Annotated in this window: 24 protein-coding genes and 1 pseudogene; 6 read left to right on the forward strand and 19 right to left on the reverse strand. The window is 35.3% G+C overall.

From position 1 onward, the window contains the following. Nucleotides 1-11: 11 nt before the first annotated feature. On the reverse strand, nucleotides 12-533 hold the full coding sequence (locus tag ACTT1L_RS14540) for a dihydrofolate reductase family protein (protein WP_000085793.1): 522 nt from the start codon (nucleotides 531-533) through the stop codon (nucleotides 12-14). Between the two features lie 76 nt (nucleotides 534-609). Between ACTT1L_RS14540 and ACTT1L_RS14545 the strand changes: the two genes are divergently transcribed. Then, on the forward strand, nucleotides 610-1,605 hold the full coding sequence (locus tag ACTT1L_RS14545) for a helix-turn-helix transcriptional regulator (RefSeq protein ID WP_001996681.1): 996 nt from the start codon (nucleotides 610-612) through the stop codon (nucleotides 1,603-1,605). A gap of 29 nt (nucleotides 1,606-1,634) precedes the next feature. Here the strand turns inward: ACTT1L_RS14545 and ACTT1L_RS14550 are convergent, their stop codons facing one another. From ACTT1L_RS14550 to ACTT1L_RS14605, 12 genes and pseudogenes are all read right to left on the reverse strand, one after another. Then, nucleotides 1,635-3,059, reverse strand: a complete 1,425-nt coding sequence (locus tag ACTT1L_RS14550) for a DUF4367 domain-containing protein (RefSeq protein ID WP_061131311.1) — start codon at nucleotides 3,057-3,059, stop codon at nucleotides 1,635-1,637. Then, entirely contained in the window at nucleotides 3,025-3,582 is a 558-nt protein-coding gene (locus ACTT1L_RS14555) for an RNA polymerase sigma factor (RefSeq protein ID WP_000869279.1), read from the reverse strand. Before ACTT1L_RS14555 ends, ACTT1L_RS14550 begins: the two co-directional genes overlap by 35 nt. Nucleotides 3,583-3,760: 178 nt before the next feature. Then, a complete protein-coding gene (locus tag ACTT1L_RS14560) occupies nucleotides 3,761-4,198 on the reverse strand; it encodes an HIT family protein (protein ID WP_442821977.1) in 438 nt (145 codons plus the stop codon). A 59-nt stretch (nucleotides 4,199-4,257) separates the two neighbouring features. Further along, nucleotides 4,258-4,635: an OsmC family protein gene (locus tag ACTT1L_RS14565; RefSeq protein ID WP_000778858.1), complete on the reverse strand. Its 378-nt coding sequence runs from the start codon at nucleotides 4,633-4,635 to the stop codon at nucleotides 4,258-4,260. Continuing rightward, nucleotides 4,610-6,031, reverse strand: coding sequence for an amino acid permease (locus tag ACTT1L_RS14570; RefSeq protein WP_061185388.1), 1,422 nt, complete (start codon nucleotides 6,029-6,031; stop codon nucleotides 4,610-4,612). The genes ACTT1L_RS14565 and ACTT1L_RS14570 overlap by 26 nt, the downstream gene beginning before the upstream one ends. A gap of 148 nt (nucleotides 6,032-6,179) precedes the next feature. Continuing rightward, nucleotides 6,180-6,881, reverse strand: a complete 702-nt coding sequence (locus ACTT1L_RS14575) for an amino acid ABC transporter permease (protein ID WP_442821978.1) — start codon at nucleotides 6,879-6,881, stop codon at nucleotides 6,180-6,182. Beyond that, nucleotides 6,882-7,538 carry an amino acid ABC transporter permease gene (locus tag ACTT1L_RS14580; RefSeq protein WP_001112659.1) on the reverse strand — a complete coding sequence of 219 codons (657 nt, stop codon included), beginning with the start codon at nucleotides 7,536-7,538 and terminating at the stop codon, nucleotides 6,882-6,884. It lies immediately after the preceding gene. 70 nt (nucleotides 7,539-7,608) lie between these two features. Next, nucleotides 7,609-8,439, reverse strand: coding sequence for a glutamine ABC transporter substrate-binding protein GlnH (gene glnH / locus ACTT1L_RS14585; RefSeq protein WP_000916479.1), 831 nt, complete (start codon nucleotides 8,437-8,439; stop codon nucleotides 7,609-7,611). Between the two features lie 12 nt (nucleotides 8,440-8,451). Continuing rightward, nucleotides 8,452-9,180: an amino acid ABC transporter ATP-binding protein gene (locus tag ACTT1L_RS14590; RefSeq protein WP_073536234.1), complete on the reverse strand. Its 729-nt coding sequence runs from the start codon at nucleotides 9,178-9,180 to the stop codon at nucleotides 8,452-8,454. Between the two features lie 136 nt (nucleotides 9,181-9,316). Beyond that, nucleotides 9,317-10,777: an alanine/glycine:cation symporter family protein gene (locus tag ACTT1L_RS14595; protein WP_000387151.1), complete on the reverse strand. Its 1,461-nt coding sequence runs from the start codon at nucleotides 10,775-10,777 to the stop codon at nucleotides 9,317-9,319. Nucleotides 10,778-10,934: 157 nt separating this feature from the next. Beyond that, nucleotides 10,935-11,906: a phosphotransferase enzyme family protein gene (locus ACTT1L_RS14600; protein WP_076868077.1), complete on the reverse strand. Its 972-nt coding sequence runs from the start codon at nucleotides 11,904-11,906 to the stop codon at nucleotides 10,935-10,937. Between the two features lie 23 nt (nucleotides 11,907-11,929). Then, nucleotides 11,930-12,022, reverse strand: a pseudogene (locus tag ACTT1L_RS14605) (CPBP family intramembrane glutamate endopeptidase); the annotation flags it as partial. Between the two features lie 69 nt (nucleotides 12,023-12,091). Here ACTT1L_RS14605 and gerKA point away from each other — a divergent pair. From gerKA to gerKC, 3 genes are read left to right on the forward strand one after another with little or no spacing between them, the layout of a single operon-like run. Then, nucleotides 12,092-13,594, forward strand: coding sequence for a spore germination protein GerKA (gene gerKA / locus ACTT1L_RS14610; protein WP_061185384.1), 1,503 nt, complete (start codon nucleotides 12,092-12,094; stop codon nucleotides 13,592-13,594). After that, nucleotides 13,575-14,681, forward strand: a complete 1,107-nt coding sequence (locus ACTT1L_RS14615; RefSeq protein ID WP_074544148.1) for a GerAB/ArcD/ProY family transporter — start codon at nucleotides 13,575-13,577, stop codon at nucleotides 14,679-14,681. The genes gerKA and ACTT1L_RS14615 overlap by 20 nt, the downstream gene beginning before the upstream one ends. Continuing rightward, complete coding sequence (gerKC, locus tag ACTT1L_RS14620) at nucleotides 14,662-15,786, forward strand: spore germination protein GerKC (RefSeq protein WP_086707292.1); 1,125 nt, start codon at nucleotides 14,662-14,664, stop codon at nucleotides 15,784-15,786. The genes ACTT1L_RS14615 and gerKC overlap by 20 nt, the downstream gene beginning before the upstream one ends. Before the next feature lie 31 nt (nucleotides 15,787-15,817). Here the strand turns inward: gerKC and treC are convergent, their stop codons facing one another. The 3 genes from treC to treR all read right to left on the reverse strand — a co-directional run bounded on the left by treC (nucleotide 15,818) and on the right by treR (nucleotide 19,771). Next, on the reverse strand, nucleotides 15,818-17,479 hold the full coding sequence (treC, locus tag ACTT1L_RS14625; protein ID WP_086707290.1) for an alpha,alpha-phosphotrehalase: 1,662 nt from the start codon (nucleotides 17,477-17,479) through the stop codon (nucleotides 15,818-15,820). A gap of 13 nt (nucleotides 17,480-17,492) precedes the next feature. Continuing rightward, nucleotides 17,493-18,920, reverse strand: coding sequence for a PTS system trehalose-specific EIIBC component (gene treP, locus ACTT1L_RS14630; RefSeq protein ID WP_000513946.1), 1,428 nt, complete (start codon nucleotides 18,918-18,920; stop codon nucleotides 17,493-17,495). A 140-nt stretch (nucleotides 18,921-19,060) separates the two neighbouring features. Beyond that, nucleotides 19,061-19,771: a trehalose operon repressor gene (treR, locus tag ACTT1L_RS14635; RefSeq protein WP_000987250.1), complete on the reverse strand. Its 711-nt coding sequence runs from the start codon at nucleotides 19,769-19,771 to the stop codon at nucleotides 19,061-19,063. 450 nt (nucleotides 19,772-20,221) lie between these two features. Here treR and ACTT1L_RS14640 point away from each other — a divergent pair, with 450 nt between their 5' ends. Beyond that, the gene (locus ACTT1L_RS14640) at nucleotides 20,222-21,619 is read left to right on the forward strand and encodes an amino acid permease (protein ID WP_071742051.1); all 1,398 of its coding nucleotides are present in this window, start codon (nucleotides 20,222-20,224) and stop codon (nucleotides 21,617-21,619) included. Nucleotides 21,620-21,650: 31 nt separating this feature from the next. Here the strand turns inward: ACTT1L_RS14640 and ACTT1L_RS14645 are convergent, their stop codons facing one another. The 3 genes from ACTT1L_RS14645 to ACTT1L_RS14655 all read right to left on the reverse strand — a co-directional run bounded on the left by ACTT1L_RS14645 (nucleotide 21,651) and on the right by ACTT1L_RS14655 (nucleotide 24,234). Beyond that, nucleotides 21,651-23,354: a putative bifunctional diguanylate cyclase/phosphodiesterase gene (locus ACTT1L_RS14645; protein ID WP_000893367.1), complete on the reverse strand. Its 1,704-nt coding sequence runs from the start codon at nucleotides 23,352-23,354 to the stop codon at nucleotides 21,651-21,653. A 292-nt stretch (nucleotides 23,355-23,646) separates the two neighbouring features. After that, complete coding sequence (locus tag ACTT1L_RS14650) at nucleotides 23,647-23,985, reverse strand: cobalt transporter (protein ID WP_074544151.1); 339 nt, start codon at nucleotides 23,983-23,985, stop codon at nucleotides 23,647-23,649. 30 nt (nucleotides 23,986-24,015) lie between these two features. Next, on the reverse strand, nucleotides 24,016-24,234 hold the full coding sequence (locus ACTT1L_RS14655) for a hypothetical protein (RefSeq protein ID WP_000274348.1): 219 nt from the start codon (nucleotides 24,232-24,234) through the stop codon (nucleotides 24,016-24,018). 233 nt (nucleotides 24,235-24,467) lie between these two features. Here ACTT1L_RS14655 and ACTT1L_RS14660 point away from each other — a divergent pair, with 233 nt between their 5' ends. After that, nucleotides 24,468-25,997, forward strand: coding sequence for a cardiolipin synthase (locus ACTT1L_RS14660; protein ID WP_000743044.1), 1,530 nt, complete (start codon nucleotides 24,468-24,470; stop codon nucleotides 25,995-25,997). Nucleotides 25,998-26,024 lie beyond the last annotated feature (27 nt).

A 26,024-nucleotide genomic window follows, 5' to 3' on the forward strand; every position in this document is an offset into this window, starting at 1 on the left:
GTGTTTCTTTATCATTTTACTTTATAATATAAGTTTACAAATTGCCCAAAACGTTTCGTATCCGTTAAAGTTAAATGAATTTCTGGGTTCTTGTCTTGAAATAACGGAACTCCAGAACCTAATATATGCGGTGTAATCGTAACAACATATTCATCAATTAGATTATTCTTAAAGAACTCTCTCAGTAGACTCCCTCCACCGACCATCCATATTTTAGATCCTTCTTGCTCTTTCAACCTTTTTGTAAACTCCACTACATCTTCATTTACAAACTCCACGTGTTCGTTCGAACCTTTTTCTGAGTTAGAGAAAACATAACATTTTTTATCTACATACGGGAATGTTTCCATATGCTCTACTACATAATCGTACGTTCTTTTTCCCATGATTATCGTATCAATTGTTTCATACATTTCTGTATAACCGTTATCTCCCTCTCCTTCTGTTTCCATTAACCACTCTAAATCATCATTTTCTTTCGCAATATATCCATCTAAGCTCGCCGCAATAAATAAAACTATTTCACGTGACATATCTTTTCCTCCTTGCATCTCATCTTGATAATCATCTTGATAACATATGATGTAAACAATATACTAACAATAAAACATGACAATTTATGTCATGTTAAAAAGAAAAAAGGTGATACATTTGTCAAAAGCTAAACGCTTATTAGATATTCTTATATTTGCTTCTGCCAAAAAGACATTTACAGCGCAAGAAATAGCTGATGAATTTAATATCTCCGTTCGTACTGTCCATAGATACATTTTAGATTTAAGTGATATGGGGTTGCCCATTTACGCAGAACAAGGTCGTAACGGCGGCTATAAAGTATTAACGAATAGAGTCATTCCACCTATCTTATTTACGGAAGAAGAAGCAGTCTCCATCTTTTTTGCTTTTCAATCTTTAAGTTACTATCGAGACTTGCCTTTTAACACAGAAATCAATTCCGTTACACATAAACTGTATAGCTCCCTACAACATGATGCGAAAGTGAAAGTTGATAAAATACGTTCTTACATCGCCTTTTGGAATCCGAAGCGTACAATTGATACACCTCTTTTAAACGAAGTACTAACTGCGGCTATTGAAAATAAAAATTTACAATTTCAATATGAATCTAAATCGGGGATAAAAACAAAACATGTTCATCCTATCGGTGTATATGCTCATGACGGACTATGGTACTTACCATCCTATGACTTCAGTAGAAAAAAAGTATTACTGTATCGCGTTGATCGTATTCTTTCTATATTATCAACGGAAAAAAATGAAAGTACATTCATGAATTTAGCAGAATGGTTTGACTCTAGCTCTAACGTCGTACACATTCCTACGCAGTTACATGTTTTACTGACAAAAGAAGGTGTGCGCCAATGTAAAAGCGTGCCTTACCTTGAAGAATTCGTTGTAGTAAACGAGGACGGGACAGGATATATACATTCAACAATTGATAAAGGTGAAATAAACTTTATTATCCCTTTATTTTATAGACTTGGAAAAGATGCAAAAGTGTTAGAACCGAAAGAATTAATAGATGGTTTACGTATACGTGCGAAAGAAATTTTACATATGTATGAAGACGAAAAAAGCTGCTAGATGTAAGCAGCTTTTTAGTCTCTTTGTTACTATTGACGAATATCAATCCACCAACGATATTCCGCATTCATATTTTCAGTGCCACCATTCCCTCTGTAATGGAAAGCATCAAGGAAGATTGAATCTAGTTTATCCTCATCTACAAAATAACCTAAGTTAACTTTCATGGTTTGTCCTGGTCGGATACTGCCAATATTGTAAAAACTTTTTCCATCTCCGTGAGGTTCTAAATAATCAACTTCACCTGTCATAATACGCGTTGCGTCCATTCCCTCTTCTTTAGCGTATTTCCATGCATTCCCTTCAAATTTAAGCTGTTTTATGGATGGATGCATATAGATTTCTTCTGTCGACTTTTTACCAATATTTTTCACTGTTGTTGTTAAGTAGACAAATTTAACATTAACTAATTTCGAATCTACTAATGTATCAATTGAATCTTTACCATTCCCTAATTTATATTCATCTCGTCTGTACGATAGTAATTTTCCCGTCTGATCTAAAGCCTTATTCTTGCTTAATATCTCTAGGCCAAGTTCATTAAAGTTCTCTTGTTTAAAATCTTTGATTGAATCAAAAACTTCAACTTTTTCTATCACATATTCAATTTGGCTGTTATCCATAGATATCGTTACTGGAACCTTTTGTCCTATATGAAATAGTCGTTTACTATCTTTTTTCAAAGGAATCACCTTATTTTCTTTCGGTTCAGCTGCTTTGGTAAAGCGATTCTCATCATAATCTGCTATATATGATGCCTTTTCTTTTGACGTAGGCTCAAGTGAAATACTCCCTAACACATCCATCATTTGTTCTTCATTTACATCGGATCCAATATAACTTTCTAACATAATCCCTTCTTTCTCAAAAAAGAGAAAGACCTTTCTGTCAAACATTACGTTGTTGTTCCCAGTTTCTTTATGGACAATTACTGCTTTCCTGCCATTTATCTCTTTTTCTTCATAACTTTTTGAATATAAAGTTTGAAAATCCGCATTTTCTCCCACTCTCGAAAGAACGAATGAAAACCCGCCCATTGCGTCGTTATCTTTAAATGAATATTTCATAGCACTATCATCGATTGCTTCCATATTTTCTGGCAATTTACCTATTTTCAGCTTATACCACTTATCAGCCTTTTTCGAGTCCTTATTTGTTACCGAAACATTTACTTCATAATTTTGTTTTTGAACAATCATATTATAGACTTTCACTGCACCAAAAACGGTTGTCGGCATACCAATCAATAAGCAAGCAGCAGCGATTAACATACGATGTTTTTTACGCTTTTTCTGTGGTTGTCCATTTTTCAGCTTCATTTCCTCCATAAACAATTTCTTTTTACGTGTATATGTATGTGAAAATTCATGTTGTTCTTCGAGTTTATCAAAATCATCTAAAGCAATTTTTTCAGCAAGTTCATATATTTCTTTGGAGTTCTTTGAATTCGTCATGTTGTATACCTCCTATCATATTTTGGACTCTTTTTCGAGCACGCTCAAACTGCTTTCGGACATTAGCCTCCGTTATCCCCATGACGCTTGAAATTTCTTGATACGTTAAGTTATAGAAGACTTTATACTTAAACACCTGTTTGTTAGATTCATTTAACTCTTTTAACAATGCATCAATTTGAACCTCGGACATTACACGTTTTTCCCACTCTTCAATATTTTCATCTACTGCTTCTGCTGATTCTCTTTCATATTCTTCTAAAAATGTTTCATGTCGTCTATTTTTCCGGTAGCTATCAATCGCCTTGTTTTTCGCAACCCTCAAAATGTATCGTTTAAGCTCTTCAGTACTCAAGCTATGGAGCTTTTCCAAGTTCTTATAAAGAGTAATAAACGTCTCTTGAACTGCATCTTCTGCCTGCTGAATATTATTTAAAATAGAATAAGCTACATAATAAATCTTTTGTTCATACAACTCATATAGCTCTTCCATCTTTTCATAATCGTTGTTTGTAACTTTCATATAATTCCTCCTCTCACTCTATATAACGAATGAGCACCATACTTTGTGACACTGCAAAATCTTTTTATAGATAAAATTTAATAATAGAATAAACAAAAGCCCAATTTCTCTATTTTAACTGAGAAATTGGGCTTTTGTTTATTAGAATTTTCCTGAAAACTTCTTTAAAACATCCCTCTTACACTTTTTCATTAAGCAGTATTTGCTCTATCGCCCCTTTTAATAAGCGCTTAGTCTCTTCAAAATTATGATTCTGCTTTTCTCCCGATTGTACCGTATAAAATTCAGCAAACGAGCGCTCTTTATATCTTGGTACGGCATGCATATGGTAATGTGTTAACTCGTTAAATACTCCACCATTTTGACAAACTGTAACTCCATCTGGTTTATATAATGCCTTAATCGCTTTTGCAATAAGCTTAGAAGCATCCATAATGGATTTTGCTACAACATCATCTAATTCATCTACTTCTACAACATGCTGTTTTGGCACAATTAAAGTATGTCCTGGATAGAAAGGTGCATGATCTAAAAAACATGTTACATACTCATCTTCGTATACTCTGTAAATTTTCTCCTCTTCGTTTGCTAATTTACATCCTAAACATTCCATCATACTTCCCCCCCTCTCTAAAACAGAAAAACGTGAGAGCCGTATTCTCACGTTTTTCTGTTTTACTTTATTAGCTCAATTGTTTCCGTAACTTTTATACTATCCTTTACAGATTGAACAATTGTGCAATTTTTCACTGCAAGCTGCAACGCCTTGTCCAACTGCTCTTCTGTAATGTTTTGTGCTTTAATTTTATAATGCAAATGAACACTTTCAACTGGTTTTGATAAAGCATCACTTCTACCAATTTCCGTTTCAATTGTAAACGTATCGTATGGAATACGTTTCTTTTCTAAAATTGTTCGAAAGACAATTGCACTACATCCTGCGATTGAAGAAATAAGTAATTGTAACGGTGAATACCCGTTTTCTTTTCCAATCGCTAATTGACCATACGATAAATCTGCCTCAATATCATCTTGTTTGATGGTTAGTTTCATTTGTTGTCTCCACCTTCATCGGTTTCTGCCGTTTCTTATTTATATAATAATATATGTAGCAGAAAATGATAAATGGAATACCACAATATAACGCCATTCTTTGTTCTGGAATAAACGCTAAACTAATAACAACGATACTATTTGTAATTAAAGCTAAAATAGGAACAATTGGATATAACGGTGTTTTATATTTTAAGTCCTCTAACTTTCCTCCGCCTTTTATATACTGACTTCTAAAGCGCAATTGCGACAGGGCAATAATGATCCAACTTGAAACAGCTGATAAACCAGCTATAGATAATAAGTACATGTATACTGTATCTTCTGCAAGGAAACTTGTTAATAAAGATAAAGCAGCTACAGCAATTGTTACGACTAGCGCTGTAATTGGAATACCACGCTTATTTACTTTCTGGAAAGACTTTGGTGCCATTCCTTCATTTGCAAGTGACCATAGTATACGAGTTGCCGCATATAATCCTGAATTCGCTACAGATAGTAACGCTGTAATAATAACGAAGTTCATAATATCAGCTGCATATGGAATACCGATTTTATCAAATACAACTACGAACGGACTTTCAATTACGCCAGCTTCTTTCCAAGAAATTAATCCTACTAAAATCGTCATTGTTAAAATGAAGAATAACATAATGCGCCATACTGTATTACGGATTGCACGTGGAATTGTTTTTTCTGGATTTTCACTTTCTCCCGCTGCAATCCCGATTAACTCTGTTCCTTGGAACGAGAAGTTAACTGTAATCATCGTAAGTAATACGGCAGCTAGTCCATTCGGGAATAATCCACCTTCGCTTACAAAGTTAGAGAAAAGAGGTGCTGCTTCTTTTCCGTCATATGATATAAACCCTAGTAACGCACTACCACCAAGAACAACAAAGGCAAGAATGGTAACTACTTTAATACTAGAGAACCAAAATTCTAATTCAGCATAACTTTTCGCCGAAATTGCGTTTGAAGCATATAAAATAACACCGAATACAAGACACCATACCCAAACATCAACATTCGGAAACCATCTTTTCATCATTAAACCGATTGACGTTAATTCTAATCCTACTGTTACTGCCCAGCCAAGCCAATATAGCCAGCCGATCATAAAGCCCGTTCCTGGTCCAATAAACCTCGTCGCATACTTTTGGAAAGAACCTGAAACTGGCATCGCTACCGTTAACTCTCCAAGACAAAGCATTGTTAAATACATAATAAATCCGCCTACTAAATATGAAAGGATGGCTCCCCCTGGTCCAGCCTGATTAATGGTGTAACCTGAACCTAAGAAAAAACCAGTTCCGATTACACCACCTAGTGCGATCATAAATAAATGTCTACTCTTCATCGTACGATGTAATTTCTCATTCGTTGGTTGCTGCATCTAAATCCTCCCCCTACCAATACCCCTATATCTTGTTAAAATTTTCTGATAATAAAAATATACACGAAAGCGATTACATTTTCTATATAAAATTAAAACTTTTCTGATAAAATAATATAAAAAATTGAATTATTGCAAGTTTTAGATTCTATTTAGAGGAAAATAAGGAGAAACAAGGAAAAACCCTTACATATATTGTAAGGGTTAACGAGAGTTCTAACCTTCTCGATAAAATTGATAAACTATAGTTTACAATAAAGTACATACAAGCTACTACTATAAACGTTGGAATCATATAATTTACATTTTGTCCGCTAATAATTTGAGCATTATGCATAAGCTCTGGGAGTGATATAACGACTGCTAGCGCTGTATCTTTCAGCAATGAAATAAACTGACTGACAAGTGGCGGGACCATTCTTCTTAATGCTTGTGGTAAAATAATGTGCCAAAGTGCTTGCACATACGTTAATCCTGAAGATCTTGCAGCCTCAATCTGTCCTTTTTCAATAGATAATAGGCCACTTCGAACAATTTCAGATATCATTGCAGCTTCAAATATTGTTAAAGCGACAATTACGGCTGTTATAATTTCTAATTTCAAGCCTGCTTCTGGAAGTGCAAAATATGTGAAAAATATAATTAAAAGTAGTGGTAAGTTTCGAATTACTTCAACGATAACTCCTAATATTTGTGAGAAGACGGGTATTTTTGTGTACCGTACAATCCCTATTACACTACCGATAATAAAGCTAAGTACAATCGCTACGAGTGCTACCTCTAATGTGATGAGTAATCCTTTTAATAAAAAGAGAATATGATCTCCTGTAATTGCTCCCTTAAAATCCATTTACACCGCCTCCTTTGCTAAGCGTTTTTCTAAATAACGCACTAGCATACTGAGCGGAATTGTTAATATTAAATAAAACATCCCGACAAATATATACACATCGAACGTAACAAACGTCTTCGTTGAAATTAAATCTCCTTGATACATTAAATCAGCACCAGCAATAATTCCGAGTATAGAAGAGTTTTTTACTAAATTGAGAAATTGATTTCCTAAAGGAGGGATTACGATTTTCATCGCCTGGGGTAAAACAATATAATACATTCCCTGTACATACGTTAATCCTGAGGAACGTGCTGCTTCCATTTGACCTTTTGCAACGGATAAAATACCAGCGCGAATGACTTCCGCAATAAACGCTGCAGTATATACGGTAAGCGTAACTGTTCCTGCTACAAAACCATTTAAAGTAATTCCTACTACAGGTAAAGCGAAATAGAATATGAATGCAATTAATACGAGCGGAATATTTCTTACAAATTCTACAATAGCAGCTCCCAACCAATTTAAAATGCGAATTGGTGCAATACGCATTACCGCCAATACTACCCCTAAAATAAAACTGCCTATTAATGCGATTACACTAGACAACACTGTATATTTAAAACCCTCTAAATACATATCAATGTTATTCGTTAATATAGAAAAATCAGGCACATATTCTCCCCTCTTTCTTTACAAGAAGAGGATGAGTACTCTCATCCTCTCACTTTTACTATTTATCACTTTACTTCTCTGGTTTCTGCCCAATCCATTTCTCATATAATTTGTCATACTCTCCGCTTGCTTTCATGTCTTTAATTAAATTATTAATCTCTTTCGTTAAATCATCTGCACCTTTTTGCACTGCGATTCCGTACGGTTCATCCGTAAAAATTTTCCCTACCACTTCATAATTTGAATCTTGTTTTGCCATACCGTAAAGAATTGCATTATCTGTCGTTAACACATCACCTTTTCCTGCTTTTAACGCTGTAAATGCCTCACTGTAATTTTCAAATTCTAATACAGTCGCTTCCGGTGATTTTTGGCGAATGTTATTTGTCGATGTTGAACCTTTTACTGCTAACACTTTTACGCCCTTTTTCACATCATCAATACTTTTAATATCGCTTCCTTTTTTCACGAGTAACGATTGCCCTGCTTTAAAATATACATCTGAAAAATCGACCTCTTTTTTACGTTCTTCTGTAATTGTCATTGTTGCAATAATTGCATCAATGTCACCATTTTTCAGGAGTGGAATACGCGTTTTAGATGTTACCTCTTTCAACTCTAGTTTCTTTTCATCCCCAAGAATCTTTTTCGCAAGCGCCTTTGCAACATCAACATCAAATCCTTCTACCTGCCCTGTCGAAGGATTTTTCAATCCAAATAAGTTCGTATCATTCTTCACCCCAACTACTAACTTCCCTCGCTTCTTAATTTGTTCAACAGCACCGCCTTGCTTCGTGTTCGTTTCTTTTGCCTCATCTTTTTTACTTCCGCATCCAGCAACGACAAGTACGAATAGACATGAAAATACGATTAACGTAAACAACTTTTTCATTTTAAGCATAAAACTCCTCCTTTAATGGTTTAACACTCGGCTTAAAAATAGACGCGCTCTTTCTTGTTCAGGACTTGCAAAAAATTGCGCCGGTGTTGTATCCTCAATGATTTTGCCATCATCCATAAATAAAATCCGATCGGCTACCTCCCGCGCGAATCCCATTTCATGCGTGACAACGACCATCGTCATCCCTTCTTTAGCTAGCGTTTTCATAACATCAAGTACTTCCCCGATCATCTCTGGATCAAGAGCAGACGTAGGCTCATCGAATAGCATAATTTCCGGCTGCATCGCAAGTCCTCTAGCAATTGCCACCCTTTGCTGTTGTCCACCAGATAATTGATGTGGATATACACTGGCCTTCTCCGGAATTCCTACTTTCTCTAAATAAAACATCGCCGTTTTCTCTGCTTCCTCTTTTGAAATTTTATTTACTTTAATAGGTGCTAGTGTAATATTTTGAAGAACCGTTTTATGTGGATATAAATAAAAATGTTGAAAGACCATTCCGATATTTCGGCGTAATTCATTCATATCTGTTTTCGCATTGTGTACCTCCGTATTTTGTACAATTAGCTCTCCATTTGTAATTGACTCTAACTGGTTTATACACCGAAGCAACGTGCTTTTTCCTGACCCTGAAGGCCCAACAACTACTACCACTTCACCTTTTTTCACTTGTACATTAATATCTTTTAAAACTTGAAAGTTACCATAATATTTATTTACATTACGAAACTCTATCAACATACTCCCCCCTTCCCCTAACAAAGCATGTACATTCTTTTTATATTCAAAAATAAGCAAAAAAATAACTTTGATCCTCATTTCACCCATAAAAAAAGCAAAGGGGTTTCCCCTTTGCTTTTTCATCTCTATTCCATTACGATACTTCTTCTTTCTTATCTTTTCCGTATTCATGTTCCCAGAAATCAGCATTTTTAATTCCCAATGGCCCTGGATCGAATACTGGATCTTTTCCTTCTTTCTTCTGCTTTTCATAATCCTTTAATGCAACTAATGCAGGTTTTTGTAACAATAAAATCGCAATGATATTTACCCATGCCATAATCCCTACACCGATATCACCTAAAGCCCAAGCCGTTGCTGCTGTTTTGATACAACCGTAGAATACAGCTCCTAAAAAGACAAACTTTAGTACCATAGACAGCCAAGGGCGGTCTTTATCACGGTTTAAGTACGCGATATTCGTTTCTGCAATGTAGTAATACGCCATAATTGTTGTAAATGCAAAGAATAGTAACGAGATTGCAACGAAACCGTTTCCAAATCCAGGGAAAACAGATTCTACTGCTGCCTGTGTATATCCCGGTCCTGGCTGTGCACCATTTAATTTATTTACGATAAAGTTTTTTCCGCTTGCATCAAATACGTTATACATGCCTGTAATAATCATCATAAATGCTGTTGCTGAACAAACAAATAATGTATCAATGTAAACGGAAAATGCTTGCACTAAGCCTTGCTTAGCTGGATGTGATACTTCAGCTGCTGCCGCTGCATGTGGCCCAGTTCCTTGCCCTGCTTCATTAGAATAAATACCACGTTTTACTCCCCAAGAAATTGCTAAACCGATAATACCACCAAATGCTGCTTCTAATGCAAACGCACTTCTTATAATTAACATAAATGCTTCTGGCAATTTTTCAATATTCATAGCGACAATAACACAAGCTACTAAAATATAACCAACTGCCATAAACGGTACGACAACTTGCGCTACGTTAACAATACGCTTTACTCCACCGAAAATGATAAGAGCTAATACAACAACTAATAAAGCCCCTGATAATGTAGTGTTAATTCCAAAAGCTGTCTCTAAACTTACAGCAATACTATTTGCTTGCACGCCCGGTAATAAAAGCCCAGTTGCAAGAATTGTCGCTGCAACGAATACTAAAGCATACCATTTCACACCTAGACCTTTTTCGATGTAATAAGCAGGTCCACCACGAAACTGTCCTTGATGCTTTGTCTTATAGATTTGCGCGAGTGTTGATTCTACATAAGCTGATCCTGCTCCTAAAAAGGCTACTGCCCACATCCAAAATACAGCCCCTGGTCCACCGAAGGCAACCGCTGTAGCTACCCCAGCGATATTCCCTGTCCCAACGCGCCCTGATAACGAAAGTGCTAACGCTTGGAATGAAGAAACACCAGCCTCTGATTTTTCTCCTTTAAATGTCAGCTTCACCATTTCTCCTACGTGCCTTACTTGTAAAAACCTCGTTCGAATAGAAAAATATAAACCTGCTCCTAAACATAAATAAACAAGTGCTGGACTCCAAACAATATTATTTAACCAATTTACGAAAGCTTCCAATATTCCCCCTCCTTTTTATCAAGAATATTCAGAATATATAAAAATTATAAGTGTATAGCGAATCTATGACAATATTATTTTAATAAAACAAACATATTTTTGTATAAAAAAACAAAGTATATATTTGTTTTATATACTTTGTTTTGAACAGAATGTATTATATATTCACAATTGCTTCTTTTTTTATAATTCTTTCGTATAGCTCTTCTGATAACTTTCGGAAATTATCTGGCATATCTTTCCCTTTAAATTTCTTTTGGAGCGTACCGTATAGACCTATGTCACGCAAACGTAAAAATAGTGGTAATGATTCATACCAGCTATCCGCCAGTCTGTGCTCATACTCATAGCCTTTCCGTAACACTTGTAACTGTTTACGAGCAAAGTCTGTCTTCTCTTCCGCTGTCCACGTTGTAAATAGAACAGAGTAATAAAGAACCATTGCTAAATCGTGTATAAAGTAATTATAAGCCGCATCATCAAAATCAAAGATTGTTAGCTCTTTTCCATCATAATGAAAATTACCTGGATGAATATCCCCATGCATAAGGCCGAATGTTTCTCTTTCAATTGGAAGAGCCTTTATCTCATCCATTAATACCGCAGCGATCTTTTTCACTTGATCATCTTCTAATCCATTAACAATCCCACTCTCATCTTCTTCCCACGTATCACGGTAGTCTGTTTTAGGATAATCCATTGTAAGGCGATGCAGTTGTCCAATCGCTTTTCCCCATGCTTCAAAGTAAGCCTCTCCCCAATATGGTGATTCCGCTCCTTTTACTTGCTCACCTTTTGCATATGTAAATAAGGAAACGAAAAAGAAAGTTTCATCCTCTGCTCCGATTTCTTCTACAAGATTTTGAAACGTTGAGTACAGGGGGCCTGCTACCTTTGCTCCGTTCTCTGCAACATATCGTAAAAAATCTAGTTCAGCCTCGACTTCTTTTTTAGAGCGATGCGACGAATGCGTTAAACGTAATACATAGTCTTCATCATTATCACCCTTCGCCTTAAAAATATAATTCTCAAAATCTCCAAGCGGCTTGTCTTCCACTGTTACACGAAACAAACTCGCTGCTCTTTTTAAAATCTCTTTCGTAAAAACACGTTCTACAGCTATTTCCATATGTATCCCTCCTATATATCTTCTTAATTCGACATAAATGTTAAAAGTACTGCTATGAAATTGAATAATGCGTGGGCAATCATAGCTGATAAAATAGAATTTGTTTTCTCATATAACCCAAGCATAAATTTCTCACAAAAAGCAAAAATTAACAGAAGTAACTTTATCTAAAAGAGGTGGAAATTATGACAGAGCAAAAAGAACAACAAGAGAGTACGGATCAAAAGCATATGTTTCCATCACTTCCGGAAAACATTAATTATATCGAAAATAAGCTCTGTCATTCAGACGATATAAAAAAATTAGATTTTCCTTTCCAAAACGGCAAAGGAACAATCTTATATATCGAATCTTTAGCAGATTTAAATTTAATTCACCAATTAGCTCTTGAGCCTTTATTAACTCGGTCGGATTTGTCTTTAGATAAAGCTTTTGCCACATTAAGTATGAAGAAAGAAACAAATTTAAATTACGGTGTGCAACTTTTATTACAAGGCAAATCATTATATTTTCATGAACAAGTCGACAGTTTTTGTATTTTCGAAACAGCTTTATCTTTAAAGAGAGATATAGCAGAGCCTGATAATGAAGGTATTGTACGTGGACCACATACTGGTTTTGTAGAAGATTTAGCAACCAATTTAGCTTCCATTCGTAAACTCATAAAAAGTCCAAATATCGTCGTTAAATATTTCACACTTGGTGAAGAAATGCATACGAAAGTGGCAATTGCTTATATGCAAAACATAGCGAATGACGATTTAGTTACAGAAGTAAAAAGAAGGTTAGAAACGATTAAGACAGATGCACTTATGCCTCCGGGATATATACAAGAATTTATAGAGGATACGTCTTTCTCACCATTTCCGCAGCAATTAAATACAGAGCGTCCAGATAGAGTCGCAGCAAATTTAATGGAAGGACGAGTTGCTATTTTATCTGATGGAGATCCAACAGCGCTTATCGTTCCTGTTACATTATTTGCTTTCTATCAATCACCAGATGATTACAATAACCGCTGGATTGTCGGTTCTTTCGTCCGAATGATTCGCTTAGTGAGTTTTTTGATTGCTTTTCTCTTACCAGCTATATATATCGCAACCGTAGCCTTTCATCCTGATGTATTGCCACTCGAACTTGTGTATACAATTAAAGCTTCATTAGAGAAAGTACCACTTCCTCCTATTTTTGAAGCTCTCTTAATGGAACTAATTTTCGAATTATTACGGGAAGCTGGTATTCGTTTGCCGAGCAGAGTTGGACAAACAATCGGTATTGTAGGCGGTTTAGTAATTGGTGATGCAATTGTAAAAGCCGGACTCGTTTCTTACACAATGATTATCGTTGTAGCTTTAACTGCCATCTCATCTTTTCTCGTTCCATCAAACGATATGAGTTCAGCAGTTCGGATTCTTCGATTTCCATTAATGCTCCTTGCTGCCCTATTCGGATATGTAGGAATATCGTTCGGTCTCATTATAACTTTCGTTCATTTATGTCAGCTTCATTCTTTTCATACACCATATCTTTCTCCTGTTGCACCAATGCGGATTAAAGATATGAAAGATTCTTTTGTCAGACTACCAATTTGGTCATTTTGGGAACGACCACATGATCCAAAACCGAAAAAAATGCAGCGCCAACATGTAACGAGAGAGGATGAGGACGGTGACAAACACGCAAAGTAAAATTTCGTTAGTTCAATTTACCTTTTTCGTTATTCAGTGCCAAATCGGAGTAGGCATACTTTCTCTACCGAACCGCCTTCACCCGATTGCTAAAGGCGGTGGGTGGATTTCTGCACTCATCGCTGGGCTTGCGATTCAGCTTATTATTTTACTTATGTGGCTTTTCTTAAAACGATTTCCTGATGCAGATATGTATGAAAGTGTTTGTATGCTATTTGGGAATAAGTTTGGAAAACTATTAGGTTTTGCTTATGTTTTTTATTTTACTCTTATTGGTATGACGGTTATGTTGAATGCTTGTAATGTCATTAAAGTGTGGATATTACAAGCAACTCCTTGGTATGCCATTCTCATACTATTTACAATAGCTTGTTGTTATGTAGCTTATAACACTTTTAAAGTCATCGTACGATTTTATGTCATGGCCTCTATTCTCATTTTACCAATGGCTCTTTTAATTGCCCTAGGGCTTTCCCGAGCTGATTTCTCTTATATTTTTCCCATTACAGAAGCCGGCTGGTGGAATGTAATTCAAGCATCCAAGGAAACAATTACAGCCATGTATGGTTTTGAAATCATTCTTATCGCTTTTCCAAAAGTAAATGGCAGTTCTGTCGCAAAACTAAAGGCAATTTCTATTGCGAATGGATTTGTAACCCTTTTTTATACTTTTACTGTTTGGATTTGCTTTATCGTATTTAGTCCAAAACAAATTGAGCTTATTCCAGAACCAGTTGCTTACTTATTACGATCCTTGCATATCGGGATTATAGACCGAACTGATTTACTATTCATACCAATTTGGATGATAACAGTTGTAGCTTCTATCGCTAGTTATTACTGCGCTGCTTCTATAGGAATTGGACATATATTCAATCTTGGTAATCATAAAAAGGCTGTCCCAATCGTTGGTATTATTGCTTTTAGTATAGCCCTATTTATCGATACACCTGAAGAATTAAAAGTGATTGCAACTTTCACAGATAAGTTCACCTATATTTTCATCGTTGTCCTCCCTCTTTTATTTCTACTTTATTCAGTAATAAGAAATAAGAAAGGAGAACAGTATGTTCAAAAAAAGAGTTAAATTACTTTTTGTATTATGCACTAGTGCATTCCTTGCTGGCTGTTGGGATCAAGAACCATTAAGGGAAGCAAGGTTAGCTTATAGTATTGGATCTGATATTACGGAAGAGAATCAACTCCAGCAAACAATTGAGCTCGTAAAAAGTTCAAGCGGCGAACAATCTTCATTCGAGAATGAAATACATTCAGCAACCGGGCATAACATAAGAGATACAAGCGATGCACTGAAAAAAAATGTAACGGGAAACATTCGTTATTTTAAATATGGTGTTCAATTACTAGGAACCAAAATTTTAAAAAAAGGTATACTACCTTATTTAGATGTCAGCTTTCGGGACCCAACAAACCCAACTGCTTTAGTAAAACTTATTGCAGTAGATGGTGAAACATCCGAGATACTAGAAAAAAAGAAAGTAGGAAATTTACTAATTGGAGATTTTCTAAAGAAAAAAGTGAAAAGCTTAGAAGATATGAGTGTATTTCCAAAAGAAACTTTAGAAACAGCTGCTACAAAAATGTTAGATCCCGGTAAAGACTTTACCCTCCCTTCTATAAAAATAAAAGGAAAAGAAGTAATTACAAACGGGTTAGCTTTATTTAACAATGATAAATTAACTGGGCATTTACCTTTGAAACAATCTGTTTTATTCGTATTATTAACTGGAAAAATGGGAACAAGTGCCCGTATAACTCAAAAACTTACTAGCGATGAATCCAAGAAGACATCTGATTATTTAACAATGGAAGTGAGCAATCGGAAATTAAAACGAGACTTAAAAATAACAACAGATAAAAAAGGAAATGTTTATGCTCATATTAAGCTTCAGTTAAAAGTTATAGCCCTTGAAGCTCCAAGAGATAACCTTTATAAAATGGATGAAAGAAAAAAGCTAAATAAAGAATTATCAAAACAACTTACAAAAGAAGCGAAAAAAATAACAAATAAACTACAAAAGGCAAATTGTGATGCTTTTGGGATTGGTAGACACCTTATCGCGTATCATCCTGATTTATGGAAGAAAAAAAAGTGGAATAAAGATTATGCAAAAGTAAAGTTTAAACCAGAAGTAGACGTAAATATTTTGTATAGTGGTGTCTTAAAATAAAAGGCTGTATGCCACGCAGGCATACAACCTTTTATTTCGTATATCGATATACAATTGATTCATATGGTCTTAAGTTAAGTTTTGCAATATCCTTGCTAGAATCTTTATAATTCGACAGTAGTATTTCTTGTTTCATTCCATCTAATTGAACATGAGCTGGTACAGAATACGTTATTTCTTCTCCATAGAAGTTATTTATAACAAGTAGCACTTCACTTTCTGTAGTACGAGTATATGCCCAAATTTTAGGATCATTTTCATCCAAAATAGCATATTCTCCTTCTGTAATTACATCATACGTTTTTCGAAGTTCGATTAACTTTTTATAATGATAAAATACAGACTCTTTATCTTCTAGTGCCTTCTCTACATTTATTTCTTTAAAGTTTTCAGCCACTGAAATCCAAGGTGTACTTGTTGTAAAGCCACTATTCATCTCTTCATTCCACTGCATTGGAGTTCGGGAGTTGTCACGAGATTTTTGTTTTAAAATCCCAATAATCTCTTCTTTTGATAATCCTTCTTCCAGCTTTATATCGTATATATTTAACGATTCTACATCGCGATATTGCTCAATAGACTCGAATTTAGGATTCGTCATACCGATTTCTTCACCTTGATAAATGTAAGGTGTCCCCTGCAACATATGCATAGCTGTCGCTAACATTTTCGCAGATTCATTTCGGTACTCTTTATCATCACCAAAGCGTGACACAATACGAGGCTGGTCATGATTACACCAGAATAACGCATTCCATCCCCCGCCCTTTTGCATTTCAATTTGCCAATTAGACATAATCTCTTTTAATTTAATAAAATCAAAATCAGCCTTCGTCCACTTATCACCATTCGGATAATCAACTTTTAAATGATGGAAACTAAACGTCATACTTAATTCATTACGCTCAGGGTTTGAATATTTAATACAATTATCAATTGTCGTAGATGACATTTCTCCAACTGTAATTACATCTTTCCCTTCAAAAACATTTCGGTTCATTTCTTGTAAATATTCATGAACACGTGGGCCATCTGTATAATATTTACGGCCATCGCTTGTCGCCGTACTTCCATTATCATTTAAGAACTGTTGATCTTTTGAAATTAAATTAATAACATCTAATCGGAATCCAGTTACCCCTTTATCAAGCCAAAAGCGCATCATATCATATACTTCTTCACGAAGTTTTTCATTTTCCCAGTTTAAATCTGCTTGTGTCTCATCAAATAGATGTAAATAATATTGCTCTGTCTTCTCATCATATTTCCAAGCAGACCCACCAAACTTAGATTGCCAATTATTTTTTTCATCACGCCAAATATAGTAATTACGATATGGACTATTTTTATCTTCCTTCGCTTCTTTAAACCACTTATGCTCCGTCGAACTATGATTTACAACGATATCAAGCATAATTTCAATGTTACGTGCTTTTGCTTCTTCTAAAAGCTCTTCAAATTCTTCCATCGTTCCGTAAGATGGATCAATATTGTAGTAATCACTTACATCGTATCCATTATCATTTTGTGGCGATTGGTATATCGGTGTTAACCAAATATAATCTACTCCGAGTTCTTTTAAGTAATCTAGTTTTTCTGTAACCCCTTTTATATCACCGGTTTCTTTATTGTAATAGCTATTAAAGCTCTTCGGATAAATTTGATAAACTACACTTTTATGCCAATCCTTCATGTTTAACTTCCTCCTACTTCTGTTTTACTCGTTTTGCAAATAACCACGTTAACGTAAATGGAATTACAATTGCGATAACCATTCCGACAATAAACATTGGAATCGATTTCGGAATGATAGAAATAAATGCTGGTAATCCACCAATTCCGATAGCAGGTGCTAATACACCATTTAATGTAATGAATATCGCCGCCACAGCCGATCCGATAATCGCTGCATAGAACGGGAATTTATTTCGTAAGTTTACACCAAACATAGCTGGCTCTGTAATACCGAAATATGCCGAGATTGCTGATGTCGATGCCATACTTTTATCATTTTGATTTTTAGAAATCCAGAACATCGCAAGTGCCGCACTACCTTGCGCAATGTTAGAAAGAGCAATCATCGGCCAAATGAATGTACCACCGTGTTGTGCAATTAATTGTAAATCGATAGCAATAAACATATGATGCATACCTGTAATTACAAGTGGTGCATACAATGCTCCAAATAATACTGCTCCAACTACTGGTACTGTTTCATATACACCTACTAATCCTACTGTTAATAAATCTCCAATATGACGTGTAACCGGACCAATAATCCCTAATGCTAATACACCTGTCACAACGATTGTTGTAATTGGTACAACTAATAATTGAATTGCATTTGGTACATGTTTCTTTAAAAAGATTTCTACTTTACTTAATACAAATGCTGCTACTAAAACCGGCAAGATTTGTCCTTGATATCCTACCTTCTCAATTTGGAACAGCCCTAAAATATTGAAGTACTCAATCTTTTGACCATCTAAACCAGTCGCTGCTTTTCCATAGTCCCAGGCATTTAATAAGGCCGGATGCACAAGCATTAATCCCATAACAATCCCTAGTATTGGACTACCACCAAAACGTTTTGTTGCTGACCACCCGACAAGTGCCGGTAAGAATACGAATGCTGTATTGGCCATCATATTAATTAAATCCCAAAGCCCGCCTAAGTTTGGATACACATCTAATAAATTTTTTCCATCAAAAAATAAGTCCTTTGCGCCTAATAGATTGTTAATACCCATTAATAAACCAGCTGTTACGATTGCTGGTAATATCGGCATAAATACATCTGAAAATACTTTTACAAACTTTTGAGCTGGATTTAACTTTTGGTTTCCAGAATCTTTTACATCAGCTACTGTCGCTTCCTTCATACCTGCAAGCGTTATCAATTCAGCATATACTCGATCAACATCTCCTGGACCGATTACAATTTGAAATACCCCAGCGTTATGAAACGCTCCCTTCACTAATGAAACAGACTGCAATTTATCGTTATCTATTTTACTTTCATCCTTTAAAGCGATACGGAGTCTCGTTACACAGTGCGCAGCTTGTTCAATATTGTCTTTCCCGCCAATATACTGCAACACTTCCTCTGCTGTTTTACGATAGTCTTTCCCCATATTCCCGTCCCTCTTTTCTTTTTTTGATACCGTTTACAATTACATATTAACTCGTATATATAAGTTAGTCAACACTCATATATACGAGTTTGTCATTTTTTTATAAAAAAAGAGATGAAACGTTATTACGTTCCATCTCCTTATTTTCTCCGCGCCACATCCGAAAAATGAAAAATATCTAAGCGGTGGCGGGATTCTGTATATTCGAACTGACTTCCATCATACAAATGCGTAAAGTTTTTCACGACAACAACATAATCTGTTCCATTTAAATCTAAATACTTTCTATCGTCCTCTGTACATGGTTGCACTTCAATTACTCTCTGTGAGTAACTAATATGAAGACCTAGTTCTTTCTCAATATATTTATAAATGGACCCCGCTGCAATCTCACTCGTTAATCCAGGAATATATTCCGATACAAAATGATTAATATCCAAAATTACTTTTTCTCCATCAATATTTCGTACGCGTTTAATATGATCTATGTCTGTTTTCTCTTTCACATTTAATAGCTTTGCAACCTCTTTTGTCGCTTTTACTTTCTCCATTTCCACGACTTCTGTAATACAATGGCGTCCTAAACGTTCATTTTCTTCTTGGAAACTTACAATACCACCAAAGTTGAATTCAATGTTTTTTCGCTTTAAAACAAAAACACCTTTTCCGTGTATTTTTTGAACATATCCACGTTCTTGTAATAAATCTACAGCTTTTCTTACAGTACCGCGGCTCGCTTCATATTGCTTCATTAATTCAGTTTCTGATGGGATTTTGCATCCCTCTTTTAATTGCCTATTATCAATAGAATTACTGATTTCTGTATAAATTTGTTCATACTTACTCATCATCTACAATAGCCCCTTGTCACCTTCTAGTTCTATATGTATTATACCATGCTACACTCTTCTGCCAATCTCTCACTTATTTTCCAGTATAGGAAAAATAAAGGTAAATATTTAATCTCTAAAACGTATTTTTATAAAAATTTTTATATTTTTCTTTTCATTCAAAAAAACATGTAGTATACTAACTTCAAAATCAGAGGAGAAAGGGAGCAAAGAACTATGCTTACTTATACAACAATTGTAGTTACATTTGCACAAAAACATCATCATCATACGTAACCCTTGAAACCTAGCGGAAAAATTACGCGTAGGTACAAGGGTTATTCCCGTTGTACCTACGCTTTGGCGAAGAGCCATGTAGGTATTTTTTATCTACATGGCTCTTTTTTTATTGCCAAAAAGCTAGTAAAAAATGATGTTTAAGCAAATATTACTACAAAGGAGTTAACAAAAATGGAAACGAAAAAATGGGGATTATGGGTTTTAACAGCTTTTGTTATCGGGAATATGGTTGGCGGTGGCGTATTTATGCTCCCAGCAAATTTAGCACAAGTATCAGGTCCAATGGGTTCTACACTTGCATGGAGTATTACAGGACTTGGCGTATTTATGATTGCACTCGTATTTGGAAATTTAGCAATCCGAAAACCAGAATTAAAAGCGGGACCACAAAGCTATGCTCAAGCGATGTTCCCTTCAAAAAAAGCGGGTAAAGTTGCAGGCTATAGTATGGCATGGGGATATTGGGCTGCGAACTGGGCTGCAACAGCATCTGTTATTATTTCCTTTGCTGGATATTTATCAACATTCTTTCCAGTTTTACAAAGTAAGCAAATTCTCTTTTCAACGAACGGATTTTCACTAGAACTTGGAAAAGGATTAACGTTCCTCGTATGTAGCCTTATGTTATGGGGAATTCAATATATTCTTTCTCAAAATATTGATCGTGCTGGAAATATGAATCTTCTTGCTACTATTGCAAAAATTATCGGATTTACAATGTTTATTGTAATCACATTATTCATTTTCAATGCCTCTAATTTCGGAGACGGGCAAACATTTATGAATGAAGCAGGACAATCCATTTCGTTAGGTGGACAAATCAATTCAGCTGCTATTGCAACACTTTGGGCATTTATCGGTATTGAATCGGCTGTCATGCTTTCTAATCGTGCAAAATCTCAGCGTGATGTTAAAAAAGCGACTATTTTCGGATTAATTATCGCTCTTCTTATTTACATGTCAATTACGCTACTTACAATGGGAGCTCTCCCGCAAGATGCTTTAAAAGACTCTCAAAAACCATTAGTAGACGCATTAAATTTAGCAATTGGCAATAAAGGCGCATATATAATGGCTTTACTTGCACTTGTATCTTTATTTGGATCTACAGTTGGCTGGATCGTTGTTAGTTCAGAGGTTCCTTATCAGGCAGCAAAAAATGGGCTTTTCCCTAAATTTTTTGCGAAAACAAATAAAAAAGGTAGTCCTTCAAAATCATTATTTATTACAAATGTGATGACGCAAATTTTCTTATTCTCAACGATTTCTGGTACCGTATCAGAAGCTTATAATTTCGCTATCGTTGTAGCAACATTAGCTTATTTAATTCCATACCTTGTTTCTACGCTGTACCAATTCAAATTAGTTATTACAGGAGAAACGTATGATATAATGCCTGGCTCTCGAATAAAGGACGGCATCATTACTACATTAGCATTCATATATTCTATTTGGGTTATCAAAACGGGAACTGCTGATTTAAAAACGTTCTTCTTAGGAATCGGATTGTTCGTATTAGGTCTTATTCTTTATCCTGTACTAATGAAAGACTCACAAAAAATGAATTAAAAAAGGAGAAGCTTCTGGCTTCTCTTTTTTATTAGAAGTCTATAATTAACTTTTCCTTTAACTCTGCTACAGATAAAGGTTTTGCATAATAAAATCCTTGTACATAATCACAGCCCATCGATTTTAATAAGCTTTCTTGCTCTACTGTCTCTACCCCTTCAGCAACTACTGCTAAATGTAAGCTATGGGCAATTTCAATAACAGATTTTACAATCGTTCGCTCTGGCTGTGCATGATCATAATGAAATTCACGAATAAAATTACGATCAATTTTTACTATATCCAGCGGTAGTTGTTTTAAATAATATAAGGAAGAATAACCCGTTCCGAAATCATCTAAAGCAATTAAAATACCCATATTTCTTAATTCTTGTAATGTAGCAATAATATAATCAAAATGACGAACAGCAATGCTTTCCGTTATTTCTAAAATTAAACGATTTGCAGGAAATCCAGTTCTCCTTAAAATGCTACGTACAGATAAAATAAAACGCTTTTGCATTAATTGTTGTATGGATAAATTCACAGATAACTTTAGTCCTTCTTCATACTCTGGCAATGTTTTAAACAAGCGACATGACTTTTCTAATACCCAGTCTCCTAATTTTATAATAAGTCCAGATTCTTCAGCTACTGGGATAAATTCGCTTGGTGAAATAGGTCCTTCTTCTGTCGAACAACGCGCTAAAGCTTCAATACCAGTATATTTCTTCGTTTTCAAATCAATAATAGGCTGCAGTGCCACATCTAACTCTTCATCACGAATTGCCTTTTGCAAAGCAAATTCAATTTTCATTCTACGATTTATTTTCGCACGTAACTCATCTGTAAAGAAACACGCTGCATTTCTTCCCTGTTCTTTCGCACTATACATAGCTAAATCTGAATTCTTCAATAGAGTTTCTACATCTTGTCCATCTTGCGGATATGAGCACAGTCCTAGACTAGCTGAAATGTATACTTCGTGACCTTCAAGTATAAATGGCGCCTGAAAGCATGACAACACAGATGTCGCTAGCTGCCTCATCTCATCTTGTGTATGATTTTTTGTTAACAACACAAATTCGTCGCCACCCAGCCTAGCCAGAACATCTTTCTCTCCTAGCACATAATGCAACCGTGAAGCAACTTCGCTTAAAAGTAAATCTCCTATCATATGACCTAGCGTATCGTTTACTAATTTAAAACGATCCAAATCAAAATAAATCATACCAAACTCTCTTTTATCTGCAATCAATTCGTTAACAGTCGTTATTAATTGTAAACGGTTCGGTAAACTCGTTAAAGCATCATGATACGCAAGCTCCCTATAACGACTTTCGCTTAACCGTAACCTCTGTTCTGCTTCTTTCCTACTACTAATATCATTTCGGATCGCAATAAATTGATATGGCTCTCCTTTTTCATTTAAAAATGGAACAATTGTTGTTTTAACCCAATAATATGTACCATCTTTTGCTTGATTTCGAATCTCCCCTCTCCATACTTTTCCGCTCAAAATACGCTTCCATAGCATTTGAAAAAATGTTTTCGGATGATGTCCTGAATTTAAAATACGATGATCTTTCCCTATTAACTCTTCTCGTGTATATTTGGAGATTTCACAAAACTTATCATTTACATATGTAATAAGACCCTTTCGGTCTGTAATCGCAACAATTGAAGACTCATCTAATGCTAACTTTAAATCTCGCAATGAAGATTCATATAATGCATGACCTCTTTGTTCTAGCATGCGCATCTCTCCTTGCTTCCTATCTGACTAAAACATAACTTGTTTCTTTTCATAGAAATAGAGATATTTCATTTCCTAATAATCGTTCTTTACATACATCACGTTTTGAAATATGTCGATTAAAATAACATAATATTATTTGTAATAAAAAGCAATATAATACCGTTTCGATTATAAATAGTAGTTTTTGAATTATAATAACAAAATATTAACATATTTTTACCTTGATTTTGGAAGAATTTTATAAATAAATACTGTATTAAACAAAAAAGAGGATATCCTCTTTTTTTGTTTAATACGGATATGGTGTTGGATATGGCGCTGAATAAATTACTGGGTACGGTGCTGGATATGGCGCTGGATAAGTTACTGGGTATGGTGCTGGATAGTAGCCTCCACCTGCTGCACCCGTTAATGCGCCAGCTGTAAGCCCACCTAACACACCTCCAGCAAAACTTCCAGGGAAAAATCCACCGCCCCATGAGCCGCCACCCCAGCCCCATCCACCTCCGTGATGGTGATGATGATCATGGTGATTGTGCCCACCATGGTGGTGATGTCCGCCGTTATGATGGTGCCCTCCATGATGATGATTACGATAATACAATCCGTTATTTTCTATATAATTCATATTTCCCCTCTCCTTTTCCATTTTCTCATCTTAATAGGTATTGTAAGAATAATATGGATCTTGTTGGTAACCTGTATAATAAGAATAATCCGAGTAATACGGATAACCATATCCGCCATAACCAAATCCAGGGCTGAGTAATGCTCCTGCTACAAACCCTGGAAAGAAACCTCCACCAAAAAATGGTGAATGTCCAAAACCACCATGAAAACCTCCGTGACCAAATCCTCCAATTGGACGACCATACATTTTATTCACCTTCCTTTTCTCTTTAAAAACGTAACAATACACTGTATGTAGGACAAATGCGGAAAGTATGGGGGAAATACCTACATTTTGTAAAAAACAGAAAACACTTTATAATAAAGTGAAACTTTAATCAGTGGGGGGCTTACTGCCCATTAAAGTGGGATAAAAATGTCACATTACATCCGCTATTTAGGAAGTCTATATTGAAGAAAGATTAGAGGAATTATATAGAAATGAAGAAACCTATTGTCCAATTACTATTAATATTTACAATTGTATCTATCGTTCTTTTCCTATTAAATACATCGTATATTTCGTTATATACATTTGTCGGCGTTCTCTGGTCCATCACAATTGTAGGAATTTCATTCGTTATTTTTATCGAAAATAGGTCTCCGCAAAGTACCTTAGCGTGGTTTTTAGTATTAGCACTTCTTCCCGTTGTAGGTGTACTTTTATACTCTATTTTCGGGCGTAGCCGTTGGAGAAGAAAAAAGCATCTCCATCGTTCAGAAGAACAAAGAAAATTATTCCGTGAAATATTAGAAGGAAAACGACTAGAGTTATCACTCAAAGTCCCATTAAGTGAACGCTCTACCCATTTAACAGAAGTTGTACAAAAATTTGGAGGCGGGCCTGCCGCAGATAGAACAACTACAAAACTTTTAACAAACGGAGATCAAACATTTTCAGCAATTTTGCAAGCGATCGAGCAAGCAAAACATCATATACATATTCAATACTATATTTATAAATCTGATGAGATTGGTACAAAAGTTCGGGATGCTTTAATAAACAAAGCAAAAGCTGGTGTTATTGTACGCTTCCTTTATGATGGATTAGGAAGTAATACGTTAAGAAGACGCTTTTTAAAACCTATGAAAGAAGCTGGGATTGAAATTGTTGAATTTGACCCTATTTTTTCAGCTTGGTTACTTGAAACCGTCAATTATCGTAACCACCGTAAAATCGTCATTGTAGATGGAGAAATCGGTTTTACTGGAGGACTTAACGTCGGTGATGAATATCTTGGCCGTTCAAAAAAGTTTCCCGTTTGGCGTGATAGTCATTTAAAAATCGAAGGAAAAGCGTTATATAAATTACAAGCAATTTTTCTAGAGGACTGGCTCTATGCATCTAGTGGTTTGAAAACCTATTCTTGGGATCAATTTATGAATAGACAATACTTCCCAGGTAAAGAAATTTCAAGTGCAGAAGGTGCCGTGCAAATTGTAGCAAGCGGGCCAAGCTCAGATGATAAGAGCATTCGCAATACATTATTAGCTGTTATGGGCTCGGCAAAAAAATCTATTTGGATTGCTACACCATACTTTATTCCAGATCAAGAAACTTTAACATTATTACGTTTAAGTGCAATATCTGGCATAGATGTACGCATTTTATATCCTGGTAAAAGTGATAGTATTATTAGTGACCAAGCATCTCAGTCCTACTTCACTCCACTTTTAAAAGCTGGTGCCTCCATTTATAGTTATAAAGATGGCTTTATGCATGCAAAAATTGTACTTGTTGATGATAAAATTGCAACAATCGGAACAGCAAATATGGACGTACGCAGCTTTGAATTGAATTACGAAATTATTAGCGTACTGTATGAATCAGAAACTGTTCATGATATTAAACGTGATTTTGAAGATGACTTTAAGCATTCTACTGAAATTAAATGGAACGCTTTCCAAAAGAGAAGTATCAAAAAACGAATATTAGAGTCTTTTATGAGGCTCATTTCTCCTTTACTATAAGCAATCAATGTACTATTGATTGCTTTT

The organism is Bacillus sp. FH, from assembly GCF_052216825.1.
Taxonomy (GTDB): Bacteria; Bacillota; Bacilli; order Bacillales; family Bacillaceae_G; genus Bacillus_A; species Bacillus_A paranthracis.

Coding starts and splice junctions, on each gene's coding strand:
- ACTT1L_RS14540 (WP_000085793.1), bottom strand. CDS start 533: ATGTCACGTGAAATAGTTTTATTTATTGCGGCGAGCTTAGATGGATAT.
- ACTT1L_RS14545 (WP_001996681.1), top strand. CDS start 610: ATGACAATTTATGTCATGTTAAAAAGAAAAAAGGTGATACATTTGTCA.
- ACTT1L_RS14550 (WP_061131311.1), bottom strand. CDS start 3,059: ATGACGAATTCAAAGAACTCCAAAGAAATATATGAACTTGCTGAAAAA.
- ACTT1L_RS14555 (WP_000869279.1), bottom strand. CDS start 3,582: ATGAAAGTTACAAACAACGATTATGAAAAGATGGAAGAGCTATATGAG.
- ACTT1L_RS14560 (WP_442821977.1), bottom strand. CDS start 4,198: ATGATGGAATGTTTAGGATGTAAATTAGCAAACGAAGAGGAGAAAATT.
- ACTT1L_RS14565 (WP_000778858.1), bottom strand. CDS start 4,635: ATGAAACTAACCATCAAACAAGATGATATTGAGGCAGATTTATCGTAT.
- ACTT1L_RS14570 (WP_061185388.1), bottom strand. CDS start 6,031: ATGCAGCAACCAACGAATGAGAAATTACATCGTACGATGAAGAGTAGA.
- ACTT1L_RS14575 (WP_442821978.1), bottom strand. CDS start 6,881: ATGGATTTTAAGGGAGCAATTACAGGAGATCATATTCTCTTTTTATTA.
- glnH (WP_000916479.1), bottom strand. CDS start 8,439: ATGCTTAAAATGAAAAAGTTGTTTACGTTAATCGTATTTTCATGTCTA.
- ACTT1L_RS14600 (WP_076868077.1), bottom strand. CDS start 11,906: ATGGAAATAGCTGTAGAACGTGTTTTTACGAAAGAGATTTTAAAAAGA.
- gerKA (WP_061185384.1), top strand. CDS start 12,092: ATGACAGAGCAAAAAGAACAACAAGAGAGTACGGATCAAAAGCATATG.
- gerKC (WP_086707292.1), top strand. CDS start 14,662: ATGTTCAAAAAAAGAGTTAAATTACTTTTTGTATTATGCACTAGTGCA.
- treC (WP_086707290.1), bottom strand. CDS start 17,479: ATGAAGGATTGGCATAAAAGTGTAGTTTATCAAATTTATCCGAAGAGC.
- treP (WP_000513946.1), bottom strand. CDS start 18,920: ATGGGGAAAGACTATCGTAAAACAGCAGAGGAAGTGTTGCAGTATATT.
- treR (WP_000987250.1), bottom strand. CDS start 19,771: ATGATGAGTAAGTATGAACAAATTTATACAGAAATCAGTAATTCTATT.
- ACTT1L_RS14640 (WP_071742051.1), top strand. CDS start 20,222: ATGGAAACGAAAAAATGGGGATTATGGGTTTTAACAGCTTTTGTTATC.
- ACTT1L_RS14645 (WP_000893367.1), bottom strand. CDS start 23,354: ATGCTAGAACAAAGAGGTCATGCATTATATGAATCTTCATTGCGAGAT.
- ACTT1L_RS14650 (WP_074544151.1), bottom strand. CDS start 23,985: ATGAATTATATAGAAAATAACGGATTGTATTATCGTAATCATCATCAT.
- ACTT1L_RS14655 (WP_000274348.1), bottom strand. CDS start 24,234: ATGTATGGTCGTCCAATTGGAGGATTTGGTCACGGAGGTTTTCATGGT.
- ACTT1L_RS14660 (WP_000743044.1), top strand. CDS start 24,468: ATGAAGAAACCTATTGTCCAATTACTATTAATATTTACAATTGTATCT.